This window comes from Halomonas sp. BM-2019, from assembly GCF_017584085.1.
This window is the reverse complement of record NZ_CP071922.1, coordinates 3146381-3163682: the sequence shown is the minus strand read 5'-3', so window position 1 is coordinate 3163682 and position 17302 is coordinate 3146381. Positions and strand designations below refer to the sequence as shown.

Annotated in this window: 15 protein-coding genes and 2 pseudogenes; 9 read left to right on the top strand and 8 right to left on the bottom strand. The window is 68.6% G+C overall.

Features of this window, described 5'->3' with window-relative positions:
* The 5 genes and pseudogenes from J5F18_RS15760 to J5F18_RS15740 all read left to right on the top strand — a co-directional run.
* Positions 1–192, top strand: a pseudogene (locus J5F18_RS15760) (phosphodiesterase); the annotation flags it as partial.
* A 126-nt stretch (positions 193–318) separates the two neighbouring features.
* Positions 319–1290, top strand: coding sequence for a sulfate adenylyltransferase subunit CysD (cysD, locus tag J5F18_RS15755; RefSeq protein WP_346299509.1), 972 nt, complete (start codon positions 319–321; stop codon positions 1288–1290).
* Positions 1290–2735, top strand: a pseudogene (gene cysN, locus J5F18_RS15750) (sulfate adenylyltransferase subunit CysN); the annotation flags it as partial. The gene cysD and the pseudogene cysN, both read left to right, overlap by 1 nt.
* Positions 2736–2997: 262 nt before the next feature.
* A complete protein-coding gene (locus J5F18_RS15745; protein WP_346299508.1) occupies positions 2998–4038 on the top strand; it encodes a phosphatase domain-containing protein in 1041 nt (346 codons plus the stop codon).
* A 57-nt stretch (positions 4039–4095) separates the two neighbouring features.
* Positions 4096–4770, top strand: a complete 675-nt coding sequence (locus J5F18_RS15740) for a zinc metallopeptidase (RefSeq protein ID WP_346299507.1) — start codon at positions 4096–4098, stop codon at positions 4768–4770.
* A gap of 3 nt (positions 4771–4773) precedes the next feature.
* Here the strand turns inward: J5F18_RS15740 and cmoB are convergent, their stop codons facing one another.
* Genes cmoB through cmoA form a run of 3 tightly spaced genes read right to left on the bottom strand, consistent with a single transcriptional unit; the run spans position 4774 to position 7939 of the window.
* Positions 4774–5763, bottom strand: coding sequence for a tRNA 5-methoxyuridine(34)/uridine 5-oxyacetic acid(34) synthase CmoB (gene cmoB, locus J5F18_RS15735; protein WP_346299506.1), 990 nt, complete (start codon positions 5761–5763; stop codon positions 4774–4776).
* A gap of 7 nt (positions 5764–5770) precedes the next feature.
* Positions 5771–7174, bottom strand: a complete 1404-nt coding sequence (locus tag J5F18_RS15730) for a phospholipase D-like domain-containing protein (protein ID WP_346299505.1) — start codon at positions 7172–7174, stop codon at positions 5771–5773.
* 24 nt (positions 7175–7198) lie between these two features.
* Entirely contained in the window at positions 7199–7939 is a 741-nt protein-coding gene (cmoA, locus tag J5F18_RS15725; protein WP_346299504.1) for a carboxy-S-adenosyl-L-methionine synthase CmoA, read from the bottom strand.
* An 84-nt stretch (positions 7940–8023) separates the two neighbouring features.
* On the opposite strand from cmoA, the gene pgi reads away from it, so the two are divergent.
* From pgi to parE, 3 genes are read left to right on the top strand one after another with little or no spacing between them, the layout of a single operon-like run.
* On the top strand, positions 8024–9706 hold the full coding sequence (gene pgi / locus J5F18_RS15720; protein ID WP_346299503.1) for a glucose-6-phosphate isomerase: 1683 nt from the start codon (positions 8024–8026) through the stop codon (positions 9704–9706).
* 28 nt (positions 9707–9734) lie between these two features.
* Positions 9735–10382, top strand: a complete 648-nt coding sequence (locus J5F18_RS15715) for a YqiA/YcfP family alpha/beta fold hydrolase (protein WP_346299502.1) — start codon at positions 9735–9737, stop codon at positions 10380–10382.
* A complete protein-coding gene (gene parE / locus J5F18_RS15710) occupies positions 10379–12259 on the top strand; it encodes a DNA topoisomerase IV subunit B (RefSeq protein ID WP_346299501.1) in 1881 nt (626 codons plus the stop codon). Before J5F18_RS15715 ends, parE begins: the two co-directional genes overlap by 4 nt.
* A 321-nt stretch (positions 12260–12580) precedes the next feature.
* Here the strand turns inward: parE and J5F18_RS15705 are convergent, their stop codons facing one another.
* Complete coding sequence (locus J5F18_RS15705) at positions 12581–12979, bottom strand: hypothetical protein (protein ID WP_346299500.1); 399 nt, start codon at positions 12977–12979, stop codon at positions 12581–12583.
* Between the two features lie 535 nt (positions 12980–13514).
* Between J5F18_RS15705 and J5F18_RS15700 the strand changes: the two genes are divergently transcribed.
* The gene (locus tag J5F18_RS15700; protein ID WP_346299499.1) at positions 13515–13826 is read left to right on the top strand and encodes a septal ring lytic transglycosylase RlpA family protein; all 312 of its coding nucleotides are present in this window, start codon (positions 13515–13517) and stop codon (positions 13824–13826) included.
* Between the two features lie 26 nt (positions 13827–13852).
* Here the strand turns inward: J5F18_RS15700 and J5F18_RS15695 are convergent, their stop codons facing one another.
* The 4 genes from J5F18_RS15695 to J5F18_RS15680 all read right to left on the bottom strand — a co-directional run bounded on the left by J5F18_RS15695 (position 13853) and on the right by J5F18_RS15680 (position 17233).
* Complete coding sequence (locus J5F18_RS15695; RefSeq protein ID WP_346299498.1) at positions 13853–14497, bottom strand: alternative oxidase; 645 nt, start codon at positions 14495–14497, stop codon at positions 13853–13855.
* Between the two features lie 127 nt (positions 14498–14624).
* Entirely contained in the window at positions 14625–15500 is an 876-nt protein-coding gene (gene yghU, locus J5F18_RS15690) for a glutathione-dependent disulfide-bond oxidoreductase (protein ID WP_346299497.1), read from the bottom strand.
* Positions 15501–15888: 388 nt separating this feature from the next.
* Positions 15889–16425: a hypothetical protein gene (locus tag J5F18_RS15685; RefSeq protein WP_346299496.1), complete on the bottom strand. Its 537-nt coding sequence runs from the start codon at positions 16423–16425 to the stop codon at positions 15889–15891.
* Between the two features lie 331 nt (positions 16426–16756).
* On the bottom strand, positions 16757–17233 hold the full coding sequence (locus J5F18_RS15680) for a phosphate-starvation-inducible PsiE family protein (RefSeq protein WP_346299495.1): 477 nt from the start codon (positions 17231–17233) through the stop codon (positions 16757–16759).
* Positions 17234–17302: the final 69 nt, after the last annotated feature.

Genomic DNA, 17302 nt, shown 5'->3' with positions numbered 1-17302 from the left:
CACCAGGCCTTCGCCCGCCACCGGCGGCTGGAGGCGGGAGAGGTGGCGGTCTACGGATGCCCCTCTACCACCGACCAGTTCCTCGCCGGCGCCGAAACCTTCGCCATCGACGAGGCCTCGCGTCCCGGCTATCGGGTGATGGACCTGGGCGAGACGGATCTTGTCACCTGGGTCGAGCGGGTCGATCTGTGACCCCGGGTGGAAAATGATTTTTTGGGAATAAAAAGATCGCTATTAATTCTTTTGGGTTATTACTGGCTCGGCGTTAACCTGACCCGCATGATTTCCATGCCCATCGTCATGCGAGGTAGCCGGGCCATGACCGCACTTCACAGCGCGACCTCCGCGTCGCCTGCCCAGGACGCCAGCGTGCGTCCCGGGCTGTCGCCGCAGCGACTGACCCATCTCCAGCAGCTCGAGGCGGAGTCGATCCATATCATCCGCGAGGTAGTGGCCGAGTTCGCCAACCCGGTGATGCTCTACTCCATCGGCAAGGACTCCTCGGTGATGCTGCACCTGGCGCGCAAGGCCTTCTTTCCCGGCCCGCCGCCCTTCCCGCTGCTCCACGTGGACACCACCTGGAAGTTCCGCGAGATGATCGCCTTCCGCGACCGCATGGCGGCCGAGGCGGGCATGGAGCTGCTGGTCCACACCAACGAGGAGGGGCGCGCCGCCGGCATCAACCCCTTCGATCACGGCTCCAGCGGCTATACCGACGTGATGAAGACCCAGGCCCTCAAGCAGGCGCTGGACCAGTACGGCTTCGACGCCGCCTTCGGCGGCGCGCGCCGCGACGAGGAGGCGAGCCGCGCCAAGGAGCGGGTCTTCTCCTTCCGCGACAAGTTCCACCGCTGGGATCCCAAGAACCAGCGTCCGGAGCTGTGGAACCTCTACAACGCCCGGGTCAACAAGGGCGAGTCGATCCGCGCCTTCCCGCTCTCCAACTGGACCGAGCTGGATATCTGGCAGTACATCTACCTGCAGCAGATTCCCATCGTGCCGCTCTACTTCAGCGCCCCGCGCCTGGTGGTGGAGCGCGACGGCATGCTGGTGATGGTCGACGACGAGCGCCTGCCCCTGGCCGAAGGCGAAGTGCCCGAGGAGCGCTCGGTGCGCTTCCGCACCCTGGGCTGCTACCCGCTGACCGGCGCGGTGGAGTCCACCGCCGCGACCCTGCCCGAGATCATCCAGGAGATGCTGCTGACCCGTACCAGCGAGCGCAGCGGCCGCGCCATCGATCACGACCAGGCCGGCTCCATGGAGAAGAAGAAGCGCGAGGGGTATTTCTGATGGCACACCAATCGACCCTGATTGCCGACAACATCGAGCAGTACCTGCATGAGCACGAGAACAAGGACCTGCTGCGCTTCATCACCTGCGGTAGCGTCGACGACGGCAAGTCGACCCTGATCGGCCGACTACTGCACGACTCCAAGATGATCTTCGACGACCAGCTCGCGGCGATCACCCGCGACTCCAAGAAGGTGGGGACCACCGGCGAGGAGGTCGATCTCGCCCTGCTGGTGGACGGCCTGCAGTCTGAGCGGGAGCAGGGCATCACCATCGACGTGGCCTATCGCTTCTTCTCCACCGACAAGCGCAAGTTCATCATCGCCGACACCCCGGGGCACGAGCAGTACACCCGCAACATGGCCACCGGGGCCTCGACGGCGAGCCTCGCCATCATCCTGATCGATGCGCGGCATGGGGTGCAAACGCAAACCAGAAGACACAGCTTCATCGCCGACCTGCTGGGCATCCAGCACCTGGTGGTGGCGGTCAACAAGATGGACCTGGTGGACTACTCCCAGGCGCGCTTCGACGAGATCGTCGAGGAGTACCGGGCCATCGCCGAGAAGCTCCACGCCCGCGACATCCGCTTCGTGCCGCTCTCGGCGCTCAAGGGCGACAACGTGGTCAACCGGAGCGAGGCGCTGGATTGGTACCGTGTCGATGGAAAACCCGGGCCCACCCTGCTGGAGCTGCTCGAGAACGTCGAGATCAGCCGCGACCGCAACCTGACCGACCTGCGCCTGCCGGTGCAGTACGTCAACCGCCCCAACCTCGACTTCCGCGGCTACGCCGGGACCCTGGAGGCGGGCGTGCTGCGCCCGGGCCAGGCGATCCAGGTGCTGCCCTCGGGTAGCCGCTCCACCGTGGAGCGCATCGTCACCTGGGACGGCGACCTGGAGGAGGCCTGGCCGGGCCAGGCGATCACCGTGACGCTCAGTGATGAGATCGATATCTCCCGGGGCGACTGGATCGTCGCGGCGGACGCCGAGGTGACGATGTCCCATGCCTTCGAGGCGGACATCGTGTGGATGCACGAGCAGCCCCTCGAGCCGGGCCGCCAGGTGGATATCCGCCTGGCCGGCCGCTCGGTGGCCGGGCAGGTGGAGGAGATCCTCCATCAGGTGGACGTCAACACCCTGGCGCGCCACCCCGCCGAGCGCCTCGAGCTCAACGCCATCGCCCGCTGCCGGGTGGGGCTGACCGCCGAGGTGCCCCTGGACGAGTATGCGAAGAGCCCCGGTACCGGCAGCTTCATCGTCATCGACCGGCTCTCCAACGTCACCGTGGGGGCGGGCATGATCCGCGCCGTAGTCGAAAGTGAGAGTGAGGGCGAGTCGAGCCGCGCCACCGAGGTGGACTGGGCCGGCTTCGAGCTGGAGCTCAACGCCCTGGTGCGCAAGTACTTCCCCCACTGGGAGGCCAGGGACATCCGCGAGCTGCTCACTGTAGCGGGGCGTCGCTTTTCGCTACTCTGTTCAGGGGGCAGCGCCGTCCCCTCTTCCTCCGCCGACAGGGGCGGCACGCCGTCATTCGGAGCACTGCGATGCCAGTCATCAGCTGCGGGAGGTCACCGATGCGCACAGGGCAGGACACCAGGGCGGCCGCGAGCCGAGGCCGAAGCGCGCCGGAGCGGGGCGCCTGATGGGGGCCGGGCGACGTTCGGCCGGTCGGGTCAGGCGCCTGCTGCACTTCATCACCCGGCCGATGAAGCGCGACCTCGGCCGCGGTGGCATCGTGGTCCACCCCTACCGCGGCTATGGTTCCCGTCGGGAGGTCTTCCTGATGGGGCGGGTGTTCCACCAGGCTGCCCTGGGGCGGGCGATTCCCCACCATGGCATGCTGCGCGACGTGGCCGACGTGGTGCGCCGCCTCGCTCGCCGCGGGGTGTCCGGCGTCCGGGTGGAGGCGCGCCTGGGCGCCAATCGGACCACCGCGACCACCGACCGCGACGGCTTCTTCGACCTTCACCTGCCCCTCGAGACGCCGCTGCCGCAGGAGCGCGTCTGGCATCAGGCCGAGCTGCAGCTGGTCCGGGGCGATGAGCGGGTGCACTGCTACGCCGAGGCGTATATCCCGCCGTCCGAGACCGACCTGCTGGTGATCAGCGATATCGACGACACCGTGATGTATACCGGGGTTGCCGACCGGCTGCGCATGCTCTATCGGTTGTTCGTGCAGAAGGCCCACCAGCGTACCGCCTTTCCCGGCGTGGCCTCGCTCTATCGGGCGCTTCACGCCGGTGCCGAGGGTGACGCCAGGCGCCCGATCCTCTACGTCTCCCAGGGGCCCTGGAGCATCTATGAGATGCTCGAGGCATTCTTTCAGCTCAACAGCATCCCGGTGGGGCCCATCCTGTTCCTGCGCGAGTGGGGACTCTCCTGGCGCCGCCCCTGGCCGCGCCGGGCCGAAGGCCACAAGCATGCCCTGATCACCCGCATGCTGACGATGATGGAGGGCCTGCCCTGCGTGCTGATCGGCGACAGCGGGCAGCGCGACCCCGAGGTCTATACCCGTATCGTCAAGGAGCATCCCGGACGGGTGAAGGCAATCTACATTCGCCGGGTCGACAACAAGCCCGACCGTGAACGGGCCATCGAACGGCTGCGCCAGGAGATCGCGCACAGCGACTGCGAGCTGGTCCTGGCCGCCGACAGCGTCGCCATGGCGACCCATGCCTACCGGCACGGCTGGATCTCCCGGGCCGACCTGTCGGCGGTGCGCCAGGCCTGCGTCGATGAGGGGTGAAACCGGCTCAGGTAGGCTGTGTCCAAAGCGTCACAGCCGACCCGGAGTCCCGCCTCGATGATCGTACTCGCCGTTGCCCTGCTGCTGGCCATCTTCCTGCTGCCCAACCTCTGGGCCCAGTGGGTGCTCAAACGCCACGCCCGTGGCCGCGACGACTACCCCGGCACCGGGGCGGAGCTGGCCGACCACCTGCTGCGCCGGCTGGGCATCGAGGGGGTCAAGGTGGAGCCCACCGACCAGGGCGATCACTACGATCCCGAGGCGCGTCGGGTGCGGCTCTCGCCGGAGGTCTACGGCGGTCGCTCGCTCACCGCGGTGACGGTGGCGGCCCACGAGGTGGGCCACGCCATCCAGCACCATCAGGGCTATGCGCCGCTGCTGGCCCGCTCCCGGCTGGTGGCGGTGGCCCAGAAGGCCGAGAAGCTCGGCGCGGTGCTGATGATGGCCGCCCCCTTCCTGTTTATCCTCACCCGCCTGCCCGGCGGCCTGGCCATCGTGGTGGCCGCGGCGGTGATCAGCTTCGGTACCGCGGCGCTGGTGCACCTGGTGACCCTGCCGGTGGAGTTCGACGCCAGCTTCCAGCGCGCCCTGCCGCTGCTCAAGGAGTACATCCCGCCCTACGACATGCCCGGCGCCCGCCATGTGCTCACCGCCTGCGCCTTCACCTATGTGGCGGCGTCGCTGGCCAGCATCCTCAACCTGGGGCGCTGGCTGGTAATCTTGAGACGTTAGGGATTATCTGGGCCTGTTGGCCATGACCACGGCGCGGCGGGGGGCGGGGTAGCCCTCCCGGGTCATCGTCGGGTCCTCGGGGTCGAGGAAGTCGGCCAGGGACTGGAAGGTCATCCACTCGGTGGCGCGCTGCTCGTCGGTGGTGGTCACCGCCTCGTCCACCACCCGCACGTCGGTGAAGCCGCAGCGCTCGAGCCACTGGCAGAGCGCGGCCGACGACGGCAGGAAGTAGACGTTGGGCATGGCGGAGTAGCGCTCGCCGGGCAGCAGCACGGTGGTGGCGTCACCCTCCACCACCAGGGTCTCCAGCACCAGCTCGCCGCCGGGGCGCAGGGCGCCCTTGAGCTGCCACAGGTGCTCCAGCGGGGAGGGGCGGTGGTAGAGCACCCCCATGGAGAAGACCGTATCGAAGAAGCCTAGCCCCTCGGGCACCGCCTCGATGCCCACCGGCAGGAAGTGGGTGCGGTGGCCGTCGGCGTCACCCACGAAGTGGCGCACCGCCTGGAACTGCCAGAAGAAGCGCGGCGAGGGGTCGATCACCAGCACGAAGGCCGCCCCGGCCCCGGCCATGCGCCAGCCGTGGTAGCCGCTGCCGCCGCCCACGTCGAGGACCTTTCTGCCGGCCAGCGGCGCCAGGTGTGGGGCGACGCGCCGCCACTTCCAGTCGGAGCGCCATTCGGTGTCGATCGGGATACCGGCGAGCTCATAGGGCCCCTTGCGCCAGGGGGCGAGCTTCTTCAACAGGTTCTCGGCCTGGCGGCGTCGGCTGGCGTCCAGCGCCAGCGCCACGCTGACGGTATCGGCATCCAGGCGCACGGCTCTTTCCGCGGGCAAGGCCGGCAGCTTGGCCACCGCCTTCTCCCAGGCCGGCAGGTCGCCGTAGCGCTGGCGGTCGAGCCCGGCGGCGAGCTGTTCGGGCAGACGGGCCAGCCAGGCGTCGAGGCCCTGGTCGATGAAGGCGTGGTAGAGGTCGCGGTGGGCTGTGGTGCTCATGAGGTTCCTAGAAGGTGGACCAGCCGCTGGCCTCCATCAGGCGGTAGCGCCAGTAGCGCCAGGCGGTGGCGTCGTCGTGCTCCTGGAAGGGCCGGCTGTGGCATTCGCCGTGGCGATTATGCCAGTAGCGGGCGAAGCTTTCCCGCGCCTGGCGGATCAGCGGATGGTCGTCGGGGGCCTCGAGCTGGATATTGGCCTCGAAGTTGTGGTCGTCGAGGCTGCGCCGGCTGAGGTTGGCCGAGCCGAGCAGCAGGAGTGCCTCGCGCCCGCCGCCGTGGCGCAGCAGCCACTTGCCGTGGGCATGGGAGCGGGCGCTGCCGTTCCAGCGGATGGCCAGCCCCTGGCGGGCCAGCTCCCGGGCCGTCTGGCGGTTGGGGATGCCAGGGCTGGCGCGGCCGAAGTGGCTCTCGTTCGGGTCGAGCAGCAGGCGCAGGGTCACGCCGCGACGGTGGGCGGCGATCAGGGCGCGGATCACCCGGCGGTGGGCCAGGTAGTAGGCGCACAGCTCCAGGGTCTCGTCGGGGCGGGCGTCCCGGAGGATCGCCAGCAGGGCATCGCGGATGGCGCCCTCGGTGAGCAGGCGCAGGCGGGGCAGGGCGACATCGGGCTCGGCCGGGGGCGGCGAGGGACAGCGCGGCGGGGGGGTGAAGCCCGACTGGCGCGCCAGGGCCAGTTCGCTGTGCAGCAGGTCCAGGGCCGCGGGCCCGGCCAGGCGCAGGGCGGCGTTGCGGTAGTCCTGGCTCTTGGCATCGGCGTTGGCGGAGCTCACCACCGCCCGCCAGCCGTCGCCCTGGTCCACCACCAGGGTCTTGCGGTGGTTGGCGTTGAGGTTGAGCAGCGCCAGGTAGGTGCGCAGGGTGACGCGGCCCGCTCCCAGCGGGTTGGGCAGCCAGCCGCCCCGCGGGGAGTTGCCCAGCGGGCGGAACAGGCCGCGCCACAGGGCCGTCCAGCTCGGGTTGGGGTCGCGGCCCGGGCCCAGGTTGCAAATCGACACGCGGATGCCGGCCCGCCGTAGCGCCTCGAGCTGGGGCGCGCGGCGCCCGCCGTAGCAGTGGTTGATGGGATCCACCAGCACCAGCGTCTCGAGGTCGGGCACCTGGGCCTTGCGCCGGATCAGGGCCTCGCACAGCGAGCGTCCCAGGGGGCCGTCGTCGAGCATGAAGAGGTCGACCACCACCAGGCGGCGGGCCTGGTCGATCAGCCGCTGCCACTCGGCGAAGATGCACCGGCGGCGCTGCAGCTGCCCGCTCGCGTCGTGGAAGGCCTCGTCCAGCAGCAGCGCGAGCCCCTCGGCGCGGCGCCAGGGGCCGATCACGTGGAGGCCCCTCGGCAGCGGCTTGCGGCTGTGCCACCAGGCGGTGGCCAGCCAGGCCCCGAGGGCAAGCAGCAGAGCAACGAACCAGGCGTTCATCGGCCCTCCCGGCCTCGCCGGGGATCACTCCTTGAAGGCGATCAGCGAGGCGAAGTTGAGGTACTGGAACCAGGTCAGGCTGCGCGGGAAACCGGCCCGGGTCAGGCGGGTGTGGTGGCCCGCCAGGCTGTCGGGGACCAGCACGTTCTCCAGCGCCGTGCGCTTCTGGCTGATCTCCAGCTCGCTGTAGCCGTTGGCCCGCTTGAAGTCATGGTAGCGCTCCACCCGCCAGGCGTTCTCCTGTTCGTCCTCGGCCACCACCTTCTCCGAGAGCACCAGCACCCCGCCGGGCTCCAGGGCCTCGAAGAGCCGTGCCATCAGGGCGTCGCGGTCCTCCGGGGGCAGGAACTGCAGGGTGAAGTTGAGCAGGATCATGCCGGCCGGACGATAGTCGAGGGTGCGGATATCGCCCTCGACCACCTCCAGGCGGTGCTCCGGGCACTCGGCGGCCAGGGTCTCCCGGGCGCGGCTCACCATGGCCGGGGAGAGGTCCACCCCCGTGTAGCGGAAGGCCGCCGGGGGCAGGGTGCCGGCCAGGGCCAGGCCGGCGGCCCCCAGCGAGCAGCCCAGGTCGTAGACGCGGGCGTCGTGGCGCAGGTGGCGCCGGGCGATCAGGCCCAGCATGCCCAGTATCTGCCCGTAGCCCGGCACCGAGCGGCGGATCATGTCGGGGAAGCAGGCCACGACCCGTTCGTCGAAGGAGAAGCGTGCCACCCGGTCCAGGGGTGTGGTAAAGATCGCGTCACGGTAAGATGCGTCACTCATGGGCCAAGCCGGAATCGTGCGGAAGGGCCACTATTCTACGCCTCGGCCGAGCCGCCTGCACGACCGGATCTCAAGGAGGAAGCCATGCCCACCACCCCGATCGATCAGCGCGACGCCTGGCGCGCCCTCGCGGCTCATGCCCAGGAGATGCGCCAGACCCACCTGCGCGAGCTGTTTGCCGGCGACACCGGCCGTCACGCCACCTTCACCCGGCAGGCCGCCGGCCTGACCCTGGACCTCTCCAAGCAGCGCTGGTCCGCCGAGACCCTCGAGCGGCTGCTCGACCTGGCCCGCGAGGCGGAGGTGCCGGCGGCGATCCAGCGGCTGCTGGGCGGCGAGCGGGTCAACGTCAGCGAGAACCGCCCGGCACTGCACACCGCCCTGCGCCTGCCGGCGTCCGCGTCGCTGGTGGTGGAGAGCGAGGACCTGGTGCCCGGGGTGCATGCCACCCTGGCGCACATGGAGACCATGGTCGAGCGCTTTCACGCCGGCCAGTGGCGCGGCGCCACCGGCAAGGCGATCCGCCACGTGGTCAACCTGGGCGTCGGCGGCTCCGACCTGGGCCCGCTGATGGTGACCCACGCCCTGGCCGACTTTCGCCCCCGGGGCGTGCACCGCATCGAGGTCCACTTCGCCTCCACCATGGACGGCTCCCAGCTGGCCGACTACCTGGCGCGCCTCGATCCCGAGACCACGCTCTTCGTGCTGTCGTCGAAGTCCTTCACCACCATCGATACCCTCTCCAACGCCCGCACCGCCCGGGACTGGCTGATGTCGCGTCTCTCCGGGGAGGAGGGCGTCGATGCCGAGCTGGTGATGCGTCAGCACTTCATCGGCATCTCGGCGAGCCCCGAGAAGATGGCCGAGTGGGGCATTGCCCCCGCCCATCAGCTGGAGTTCTGGGAGTGGGTCGGTGGACGCTACTCGCTGTGGGGCGGGATCGGCCTGCCCATTGCCCTGGTGGTGGGCATGGCGCGCTTCCGCGAGCTGCTGGCCGGCGCCCACGCCATGGACGAGCACTTCCGCACGGCCGAGCTCGGCGACAACCTGCCGGTGCTGCTGGCGCTGGCCGGCATCTGGAACGTCAACTTCCTCGATATCCGTGCCCACTCCATCCTGCCCTACGACGGCCGGCTGGAGTACTTCGCCGCCTATCTCGAGCAGCTGGAGATGGAGTCCAACGGCAAGTCGGTGACCTTCGACGGCCAGCAGGTGGGCTACTCCACTTGCCCGGTGCTCTGGGGTCAGCTGGGGCCCAACGCCCAGCACGCCTTCTACCAGCTGCTGCACCAGGGGACCCAGGCGGTGGAGTGCGACTTCATCGCCCCTCTCAGACGCTATGACGAGGTGGAGGACGAGGCCACCCGCCACCATCTCAAGGGCCAGCACCGGCTGACCCTGGCCAACTGCTTCGCCCAGTCCCGGGTGCTGATGCTGGGTGACGACGCCATCGAGGAGGACGGTCCGCGTCCCGGCCACAAGCGCTATCGCGGCAACCAGCCCTCCAGCACCCTGCTGCTCGACCGGTTGACGCCGGCCACCCTCGGCGCGTTGATCGCCCTCTACGAGCACAAGGTATTCGTCCAGGCGACGGTCTGGGGTATCAACCCCTTCGACCAGTGGGGAGTGGAGCTCGGCAAGCAGATCGCCGGCGAGACCCAGCGCATCCTCGAGAGCCACCAGGGGCTCGAGGCCATGGATGCCTCCACCCGGGCGCTGATCGAGGCCGCCTGGGCGGCCGAGGCGAACGGCAAGGCCGCCACGTGATACTGGCTGCCCGTACAGCAGTTGCGCTATGCTGAGCGCTCCCTGGCAGGCGCGGCCGGCCAGCGGGGTGCTCTACCTGCACGGCTTCAACAGCGGCGTCGGTTCGCCCAAGGCGGTGTGGGTGCGCGAGGCCTGCGCGGCGCTGGGCCTGCCCTGCGTGACCCCCCAGCTGCCCCATCGCCCGACCGCGGCGCTGGCGCTGGCCGAGTCGCGGCTGGCCGAGCTGGGTCCCGAGCCGCTCCTGGCCGGCAGCTCCATGGGGGGCTTCCTGGCCACCTGCCTGGCCGAGCGCCACGGCCTGCCGGCGGTGGTGATCAACCCGGCGGTGGCGCCCGCGCGGCTGGTGGCGGGCTGGGTCGACGAGGTCTTCGTCAACGACACCACCGGCGAGCGCTTCACGGTGGGCGAGGCGCACCTGGCCGAACTCGAGGCGCTGACGCCCGAGCGGATCACGGCGCCCGAGCGCTACCTGCTGCTGCTGGGCAGCCGGGACGAGGTGCTCGACCCGGCGGAGGCCTTCGCCCTCTACCGCGGGGCGCGAACCATCCTCCACCCCGGTGGGGACCACGGCTTCAGTGCCCTGGGGGACTATCTGCCGGCGATTCTCGCCCACGGCGGCCACCGCCTGCCGCCGGGCTGGCGGGCCCGCCAACACAAGGAACCGGACGACAGATGACGCAATACAGTGCCAGTTCGATCGAGGTGCTCTCCGGCCTGGAGCCGGTGCGCAAGCGCCCGGGCATGTACACCGACACCAGCCGCCCCAACCACCTGGTCCAGGAGGTGGTGGACAACAGCGTCGACGAGGCCCTGGCCGGCCACGCCAGCCAGGTCAGCGTGCGGCTGTTCGAGGATGGCGGCATCGAGGTGGCCGACGACGGCCGCGGCATGCCCATCGACATCCACCCGGAGCACGGCGTCTCCGGGGTGGAGCTGATCCTTACCCGGCTCCACGCCGGCGGCAAGTTCTCCAACGCCAGCTACCAGTTCTCCGGCGGCCTGCACGGCGTCGGCGTCTCGGTGGTCAACGCCCTCTCCCAGCGCCTCGAGGTGGAGGTGCTGCGCGACGGCAGCCGCCACGCCATCGCCTTCGAGCACGGCGAGCCGGCCTCGCACCTCTCGGTGATCGGCAGCGTGGGCAAGCGCAACACCGGCACCGTGCTGCGCTTCTGGCCCGAGGCGAGCTACTTCGACAGCCCGCGCCTGGCGGTGGGGCGGCTCAAGCACCTGCTGCGCGCCAAGGCGGTGCTCTGCCCGGGGCTCAGGGTCACCCTGATGGAGGCCGACGGCACCGAGACCGAGTGGCAGTACGAGGATGGCCTGCGCGACTACCTGGCCCAGGCCACCGACGGCTATGAGGTGCTGCCCGCGTCGCCCTTCATCGGCCACTTCGCCGACGACGAGCAGGCGGTGGACTGGGCGATCCAGTGGCTGCCCGAGGGTGGCGAGCCGCTGATGGAGAGCTACGTCAACCTGATCCCCACGCCTCAGGGGGGCACCCACGTCAACGGCCTGCGCGCCGGCCTGCTCGAGGCCCTGCGCGACTTCTGCGAGTACCGAAGCCTCTTGCCCCGGGGAGTGAAGCTCACCGCCGAGGACCTCTGGGAGCGGGTCTCCTACGTGCTCTCGGTGAAGATGCTCGACCCTCAGTTCGCCGGCCAGACCAAGGAGCGGCTCTCCTCGCGCACCGTGGCGGGCTTCGTCTCTGGGGTGGTCAAGGACGCCTTCTCGCTGTGGCTCAACCACCATGTGGACCAGGCCGAGGCGCTGGCGGAGCTCGTCATCAGCGCCGCCCAGCGCCGCCAGAAGAGTGCCAGGAAGGTGGCGCGCAAGAAGGTCACCTCGGGCCCGGCGCTGCCCGGCAAGCTGGCCGACTGCTCCGGCCAGGACCCGGCGCTGGGCGAGCTCTTCCTGGTGGAGGGCGACTCCGCCGGCGGCAGCGCCAAGCAGGCGCGCAACCGCGAGACCCAGGCGATCCTGCCGCTGCGCGGCAAGATACTGAACACCTGGGAGGTGGACAGCCACGACATCTACGGCTCCCAGGAGGTCCACGACATCGCCGTGGCCGTCGGCATGGACCCGGGCAGCGACGACCTCTCCAAGCTGCGCTACCACAAGATCTGCATCCTCGCCGATGCCGACTCCGACGGCCTGCACATCGCCACCCTGCTCTGCGCGCTCTTCGTGCGCCACTTCCCGGCGCTGGTGGACGCCGGCCACGTCTTCGTGGCCATGCCGCCGCTCTACCGCATCGACCTGGGCAAGGAGGTCTTCTACGCCCTGGACGAGAGCGAGAAGGCGGCGATCCTGCGCAAGCTCGAGGGCAAGCGCGGCACCCCCAACGTCCAGCGCTTCAAGGGGCTGGGCGAGATGAGCCCGCTGCAGCTGCGCGAGACCACCATGGCGCCGGAGACCCGCCGCCTGGTGCAGCTGACCCGGGAGGCCGGCGACGGCACCATGGAGATGATGGACATGCTGCTGGCCAAGAAGCGCGCCGCCGACCGCAAGAGCTGGCTGGAAGACTACGGCAATCTGGCGGATATCGAAGTGTAGCGCCGAGCGCCGAGCGCCCAGCCGCTCAGTGACGGGCGGCTGGTGCCGACGGCTAAAGAAGGGCTCTTCGCACTTTGGCGTGAACATGTTTGGCAGGTTTCAGAGTGGGAGGCCGGCTGTGCCGGGCGAATGGAGGCCGAAGGACTCCCAGGCGGCTGGTGCAAGCGTAAGCAACACCACCGGGGCACCTTCGGCGCCATTCGCTCGGGGAACCCGAGCTCCCACAAGGCAGCTTCACGCTGATCTGCGATGAACTAAGAAAAAGGGCGGGGACTCGAAGGTCCCCGCCCTTTTCTGCTTCGCCTCTGACCGCTGCCGGCTTCAGCAGATCTCTTCCCAGATCCGCTCCTTGAAGTCCCGCGGCATCTCGGCCACCCGGCCGATGCGGGTCAGATGGGCCTGGTGGATGTCCCGGGCGGCCTGCTGGTAGTGGCCGGTCAGGGCGGCGGGATCGTGGAGCACCTTGGGGTCGGCCAGGCTGGTCGCCAACTTGTGGCTCGACTCCGCCCAGGCGACCAGGAACTCCGACTCCACCTGGACCGCCTCGATCATGGACTCCAGCCACGCCTGCTGTAGCCGTGCCAGGGGATGCGACGCATCCATCCAGTGATGCGCCCACCAGTCCAGGATCGGCCGGGTGGCCTCGGCGGCACTCTCCGAGAAGGGGACCACCTGCAGGGGAATGGAAGGAACCGTCGGTTCAGGCTGAGCGACTGCCATGGTGAATGCCTCTCAGAAGTGAGATGGTTGAACAAGCAACCCTGAGTGTAGTCATGAAATTCCTCATCCTTAAGACCATTTTGGCACGACGTTAAGGGCTGAGTATTCCCAGCCGACCTGTCACGCATAGGAGATAACACCGCAAAACCGCGGACTAGCGCGGTTGAACACGACCTCCACGCCGCCATGCGCCTCGCAGGCCCAGCAAGCGCGGCATAGGGTCGCACCCCCCGGGCGCCGCCCGGCGCGAGCCCCCCCAAGGGCGCCCCGCGCGTCTCTCGGACCCCTGTCGGCTCCGGCCGCCGAGCGCAGGTTACACAATTGTCGCCATCCTGTATCGATCTTCGCCGATCTTCGAAACGGCTTGCCGCCCCTGGGAAAGGCGGCTACTATCAGGTCGCCCTTTGGCAATTTATTGCATCGCAGCATACGCGATCCGCGCATAAGAACACCGCGAGGTAATCCCATGGGAACCCGATCGAGACTGTTCCTTGCCTGCTGCCTGTCAGGCGCGTTGACTCTCGGTACCCAGGCCATGGCCCATGAGGCCGAACCCGAGAGCCAGGAAGGCATCGCCTCCTTCTACAGCGACCGCTTCCAGGGGGCGACCACCGCCAGCGGTGAGCGCTTCGACCAGAACCAGCTGACCGCCGCCCACCCCGACCTGCCCTTCGGCACCGAGGTGGTGGTGACTCGCCCGGACACCGGCCGCGAGGTCACGGTGGTGATCAACGACCGCGGCCCCTTCGTCAAGGGCCGCATCATTGATCTCTCCAAGCGCGCGGCCCGGGAGCTCGGCATGCTCAACCGCGGCGTCGTCCCGGTGATCGTCACCCAGATCAACTGAGGCAAGCGCCACCCACCTCCCGGCGCTCAGCGACCGCCGGCGATCTGGTCGGCAAAATCGTGATTAACGTCGCGATGGTCGGCCTCGTCGGCCCTCACCGCCTCGACCACCTCGCGAAGGCGCGCATCGGCCGGCAGCTTCCAGTAGTCGATGGCGATCTGCGGCGCCGGAATATTCTCGAACTTGCCGCTATCGATGCCCTCGAGATACTCGGTGTAGCTGATCACCGCCTCCTCCTCGAGATAGCCCACCACCCGGTGGGCCGTCCTGCTTGAACACAGGTAGAGCAGAAAGAAGAGGTTGTAGAACACCCCCTGGGCCAGCACGATCAGAGCCCGCTCCAGTCGGGTGGGCCGCGCCACCTCGATGAAGGTCATCAGGTGCATGCGCTCGTTCTCGGCCTCGTCGAGCAGGGTATGAATCCAGCCGTCGTCGTCCTTCAGGCGACGCAGCGAACGCAGGTGCTGCAGGGTGCCACCAACCATCCCCGGCACGGCCGCCACCGTCTCCAGCACCACGGCGCGGTGGCCATAGCGTCCGGCGAAGAACAGGTCGGCGAAGAAACGCATGAAGCGCACCAGCCGATAGGCGAACCGGTCGGAGAGCCTGCTGGGGCGGTAATGGCGGCGAAGGGGCGCTTCGGGCGGCGAGGACGCGTCACTGGAACTCATCAAGCACTCTCCTTGGCTTCGGTGGCAGGGCGGCCTCGATGACCGGGCCTCCACCTCGGACTGCCGTCCTGCCAGACGGTTCCCTTCACCGCGGCTTACCGCAGCTCACCACGATGCCTGCGGGCCTTCAGCTCCCGGGCTTGAGCCGGTCCTGGGTGCGCGTCGCGAAGTCGCCGGCGTCATGGCGCTCGTGAAGCTGCTCCGAGGGCTCCCCGAAGGTGCGGTTCACCATGCGCCCGCGCTGCACCGCCGGGCGCGCGTCGATCGCCTTCGCCCAGCGTTGCACATGCGCGTACTCCTGGACCTGAAGGAATTCCCCGGCGTCGTACAGACGCCCCAGGACCAGCTGGCCATACCAGGGCCAGTTAGCGATATCGGCGATGGTATAGGCGTCGCCGCCCAGGTAGGGGGTCTCGGCCAGGCGGCGGTCCAACACGTCGAGCTGGCGCTTGACCTCCATGGCAAAGCGATCGATGGGGTATGGGAACGCCTCAGGGGCATAGGCGTAGAAGTGGCCGAAGCCGCCGCCCAGGAAGGGAGCGCTGCCCATCTGCCAGAACAGCCAGTTGAGGGTCTCGGTGCGTGTGGCGTGGTCGCCGGGCAGGAACTCGCCGAACCGCTCGGCCAGGTAGAGCAGGATCGCGCCGGATTCGAACACCCGGGTGGGCGGCGTGGTGGCGTGATCCATCAGCGCCGGGATCTTGGAGTTGGGGTTGACCTCCACGAAACCGCTGCCGAACTGGCCGCCCTCGGTGATGCGGATCAGCCAGGCGTCGTACTCGGCATCCGCATGGCCCAGCGCCAGCAGCTCCTCCAGCATCACCGTGACCTTCACCCCGTTGGGGGTGCCCAGGGAGTAGAGCTGCAGGGGGTGGCGGCCCACCGGCAGGGGCTTGTCATGGGTCGGCCCGGCAACGGGCCGGTTGATGCTGGCGAACTTGCCGCCGCTGGGCCGCTCCCACTTCCACACTCTCGGCGGAACGTATTCGGTCTGATCGCTCATGCTGACTCCTTGGCCGGGTTGGCGACATGCGACAAACGATAGCCTGATAAGGTTTCCCGAGCGAGCCCACCGGCCCCTGCGGTTGGAAGTCGTGAAGAGTTCATTTTTTGCTGCAATGCAGCAAAAAGGGGTCTATGGTGAAGGAAGTCCCACCCACAGGAGGTTGGCTACCATGACTCACTTCACCTCGTTCACCTTCGACACCGAAGTCCTTGCCTTCTGGTACCGCCAGGCCCTTTGGCAGCGCACCGCCTTCGACGCCTATGCGGACTACCTCGGCTGACCCTCGCGCCGGCAGCCTGCTCGAAGCGGCGGGCTGCCGGAGAGCGCCATGGCGGTACCGGCCCCCGGCTACCGCCCTACGGCGCAGCGCGGCCCGGGCCTTCGCTCACCGATCGGCCGACTCATCCCTGCCACGGCCCGATGTGACCTGGCTGATCAGCTGGGGCACGAAGCGTTCGGAAAAGCCTGCCACAAATGACCAGAACAGCAGCTTGGCCAGGTCCTGACCGGAAGCCGGATAGGTCTCCCGGAAGATGTTCAGCATGAAGTCGGCCGGCGAGTCAGCGTCATCCCGGGACGGGAAACTGAAGGCCGGGAAGAGGTCACCGGAGACGATACCGGCGAGGAACACCAGGTAGAGCACCAGGGCGAAGACCCCGCCAAAGATCGGCACCAGCAATATCTGGAACCAGGAATCATTCAGCAGCACCAGCTCCTCGTCGGAGACGTTGTTCAGTCGCTGCTGAATACTGACGAAGCCCCCGATGATGCCGCACAGGGGCACCGCCCAGGTCACCATGAAACGCTGTCCCAGGAAGAAGGTGGTGGCGAAGATCAGGCCCATCACCAGCACGGACACGGTCGTCATGATGATCAGCCGCTTGGTGATGGCGTGAATGTTCTTGATGCGCGCCATGTCCATCGGGTGACCTCCAACCGGTCATCAGGACCGGAAAGGCGGGAGGAGGCGGCCGGCAGCGCCAGGTCGCCGACGGCCCGGCGCAAGGCGCGCTCGCTCCGCGTCCCGGTGGCGCCGTCCGCCGCGGCGGGCGTCATCACGCTGGACAGGCTGCCGATAAGAAGGGGCCTGACATCCGGCGGCCGCGCCCCGGATTGTCCGCCGCGGCTCCACGTAGTCTAGCAGCAGGGCGAGCGTCAGGGCCGTCCCGCCTCGCCCCCTCCACGACAACGGCGCGAGGAGGCAGCTCCCCGCCAGGCCCCCGCCGATGATCCGTTCCAAGGTCCAGGCCGGGCTAGTCCGGCTTGCCCACCAGCCAGTGGGTCACGCCCAGGGCCAGCACCACGGCGGCGATCGCCAGCATCTCCAGGGCCGTGACGGTGGCGATGTCCAGGATGATCACCTTCCGGGCAATCGCCATCAGCGCCGTGGCCACCACCAGGCGGATGGGCAGGATATTGGTGCCCAGGTAGAGGCGGATGTTGATGAAGATCTCGACGGCGATCAGCACCACCATGAAGGCGCCGAAGATCACGAAGATGTCGCTGACCTCGAACAGCAGCACCGGCGGCGCGAGGAACTTGGTGTAGAGCACGTAGATGACATCCAGGACGCCCCAGATGATCACCAGCACCATCAGCATCGCCAGCAGCTTGATGGCGTAGCGGATGATGACGTGGAGCCGCCGGATCAACGGATCCTCGTGCTCCTCGGGTAGCTCGTCGTGCAGCAGCTGCGGTCCGTGACCCCTGTCGTGCTGTTGCTGTTCCATCGCGGCCTCTCCCGGCAGTCACCCCCAGCGGGGTCGACTCCATTGATGCCCGACCGCGCGGCGCTGTCA

Bases quoted from the DNA above. Each gene is read 5' to 3' on its own strand.
- J5F18_RS15715 (WP_346299502.1), top strand. From the start codon at position 9,735: ATGCTGAGCGCTCCCTGGCAGGCGCGGCCGGCCAGCGGGGTGCTCTAC.
- J5F18_RS15745 (WP_346299508.1), top strand. From the start codon at position 2,998: ATGAAGCGCGACCTCGGCCGCGGTGGCATCGTGGTCCACCCCTACCGC.
- pgi (WP_346299503.1), top strand. From the start codon at position 8,024: ATGCCCACCACCCCGATCGATCAGCGCGACGCCTGGCGCGCCCTCGCG.
- J5F18_RS15695 (WP_346299498.1), bottom strand. From the start codon at position 14,497: ATGAGTTCCAGTGACGCGTCCTCGCCGCCCGAAGCGCCCCTTCGCCGC.
- J5F18_RS15730 (WP_346299505.1), bottom strand. From the start codon at position 7,174: ATGAACGCCTGGTTCGTTGCTCTGCTGCTTGCCCTCGGGGCCTGGCTG.
- J5F18_RS15680 (WP_346299495.1), bottom strand. From the start codon at position 17,233: ATGGAACAGCAACAGCACGACAGGGGTCACGGACCGCAGCTGCTGCAC.
- J5F18_RS15705 (WP_346299500.1), bottom strand. From the start codon at position 12,979: ATGGCAGTCGCTCAGCCTGAACCGACGGTTCCTTCCATTCCCCTGCAG.
- J5F18_RS15685 (WP_346299496.1), bottom strand. From the start codon at position 16,425: ATGGACATGGCGCGCATCAAGAACATTCACGCCATCACCAAGCGGCTG.
- cmoA (WP_346299504.1), bottom strand. From the start codon at position 7,939: ATGAGTGACGCATCTTACCGTGACGCGATCTTTACCACACCCCTGGAC.
- cysD (WP_346299509.1), top strand. From the start codon at position 319: ATGACCGCACTTCACAGCGCGACCTCCGCGTCGCCTGCCCAGGACGCC.
- cmoB (WP_346299506.1), bottom strand. From the start codon at position 5,763: ATGAGCACCACAGCCCACCGCGACCTCTACCACGCCTTCATCGACCAG.
- parE (WP_346299501.1), top strand. From the start codon at position 10,379: ATGACGCAATACAGTGCCAGTTCGATCGAGGTGCTCTCCGGCCTGGAG.
- J5F18_RS15740 (WP_346299507.1), top strand. From the start codon at position 4,096: ATGATCGTACTCGCCGTTGCCCTGCTGCTGGCCATCTTCCTGCTGCCC.
- yghU (WP_346299497.1), bottom strand. From the start codon at position 15,500: ATGAGCGATCAGACCGAATACGTTCCGCCGAGAGTGTGGAAGTGGGAG.
- J5F18_RS15700 (WP_346299499.1), top strand. From the start codon at position 13,515: ATGGCCCATGAGGCCGAACCCGAGAGCCAGGAAGGCATCGCCTCCTTC.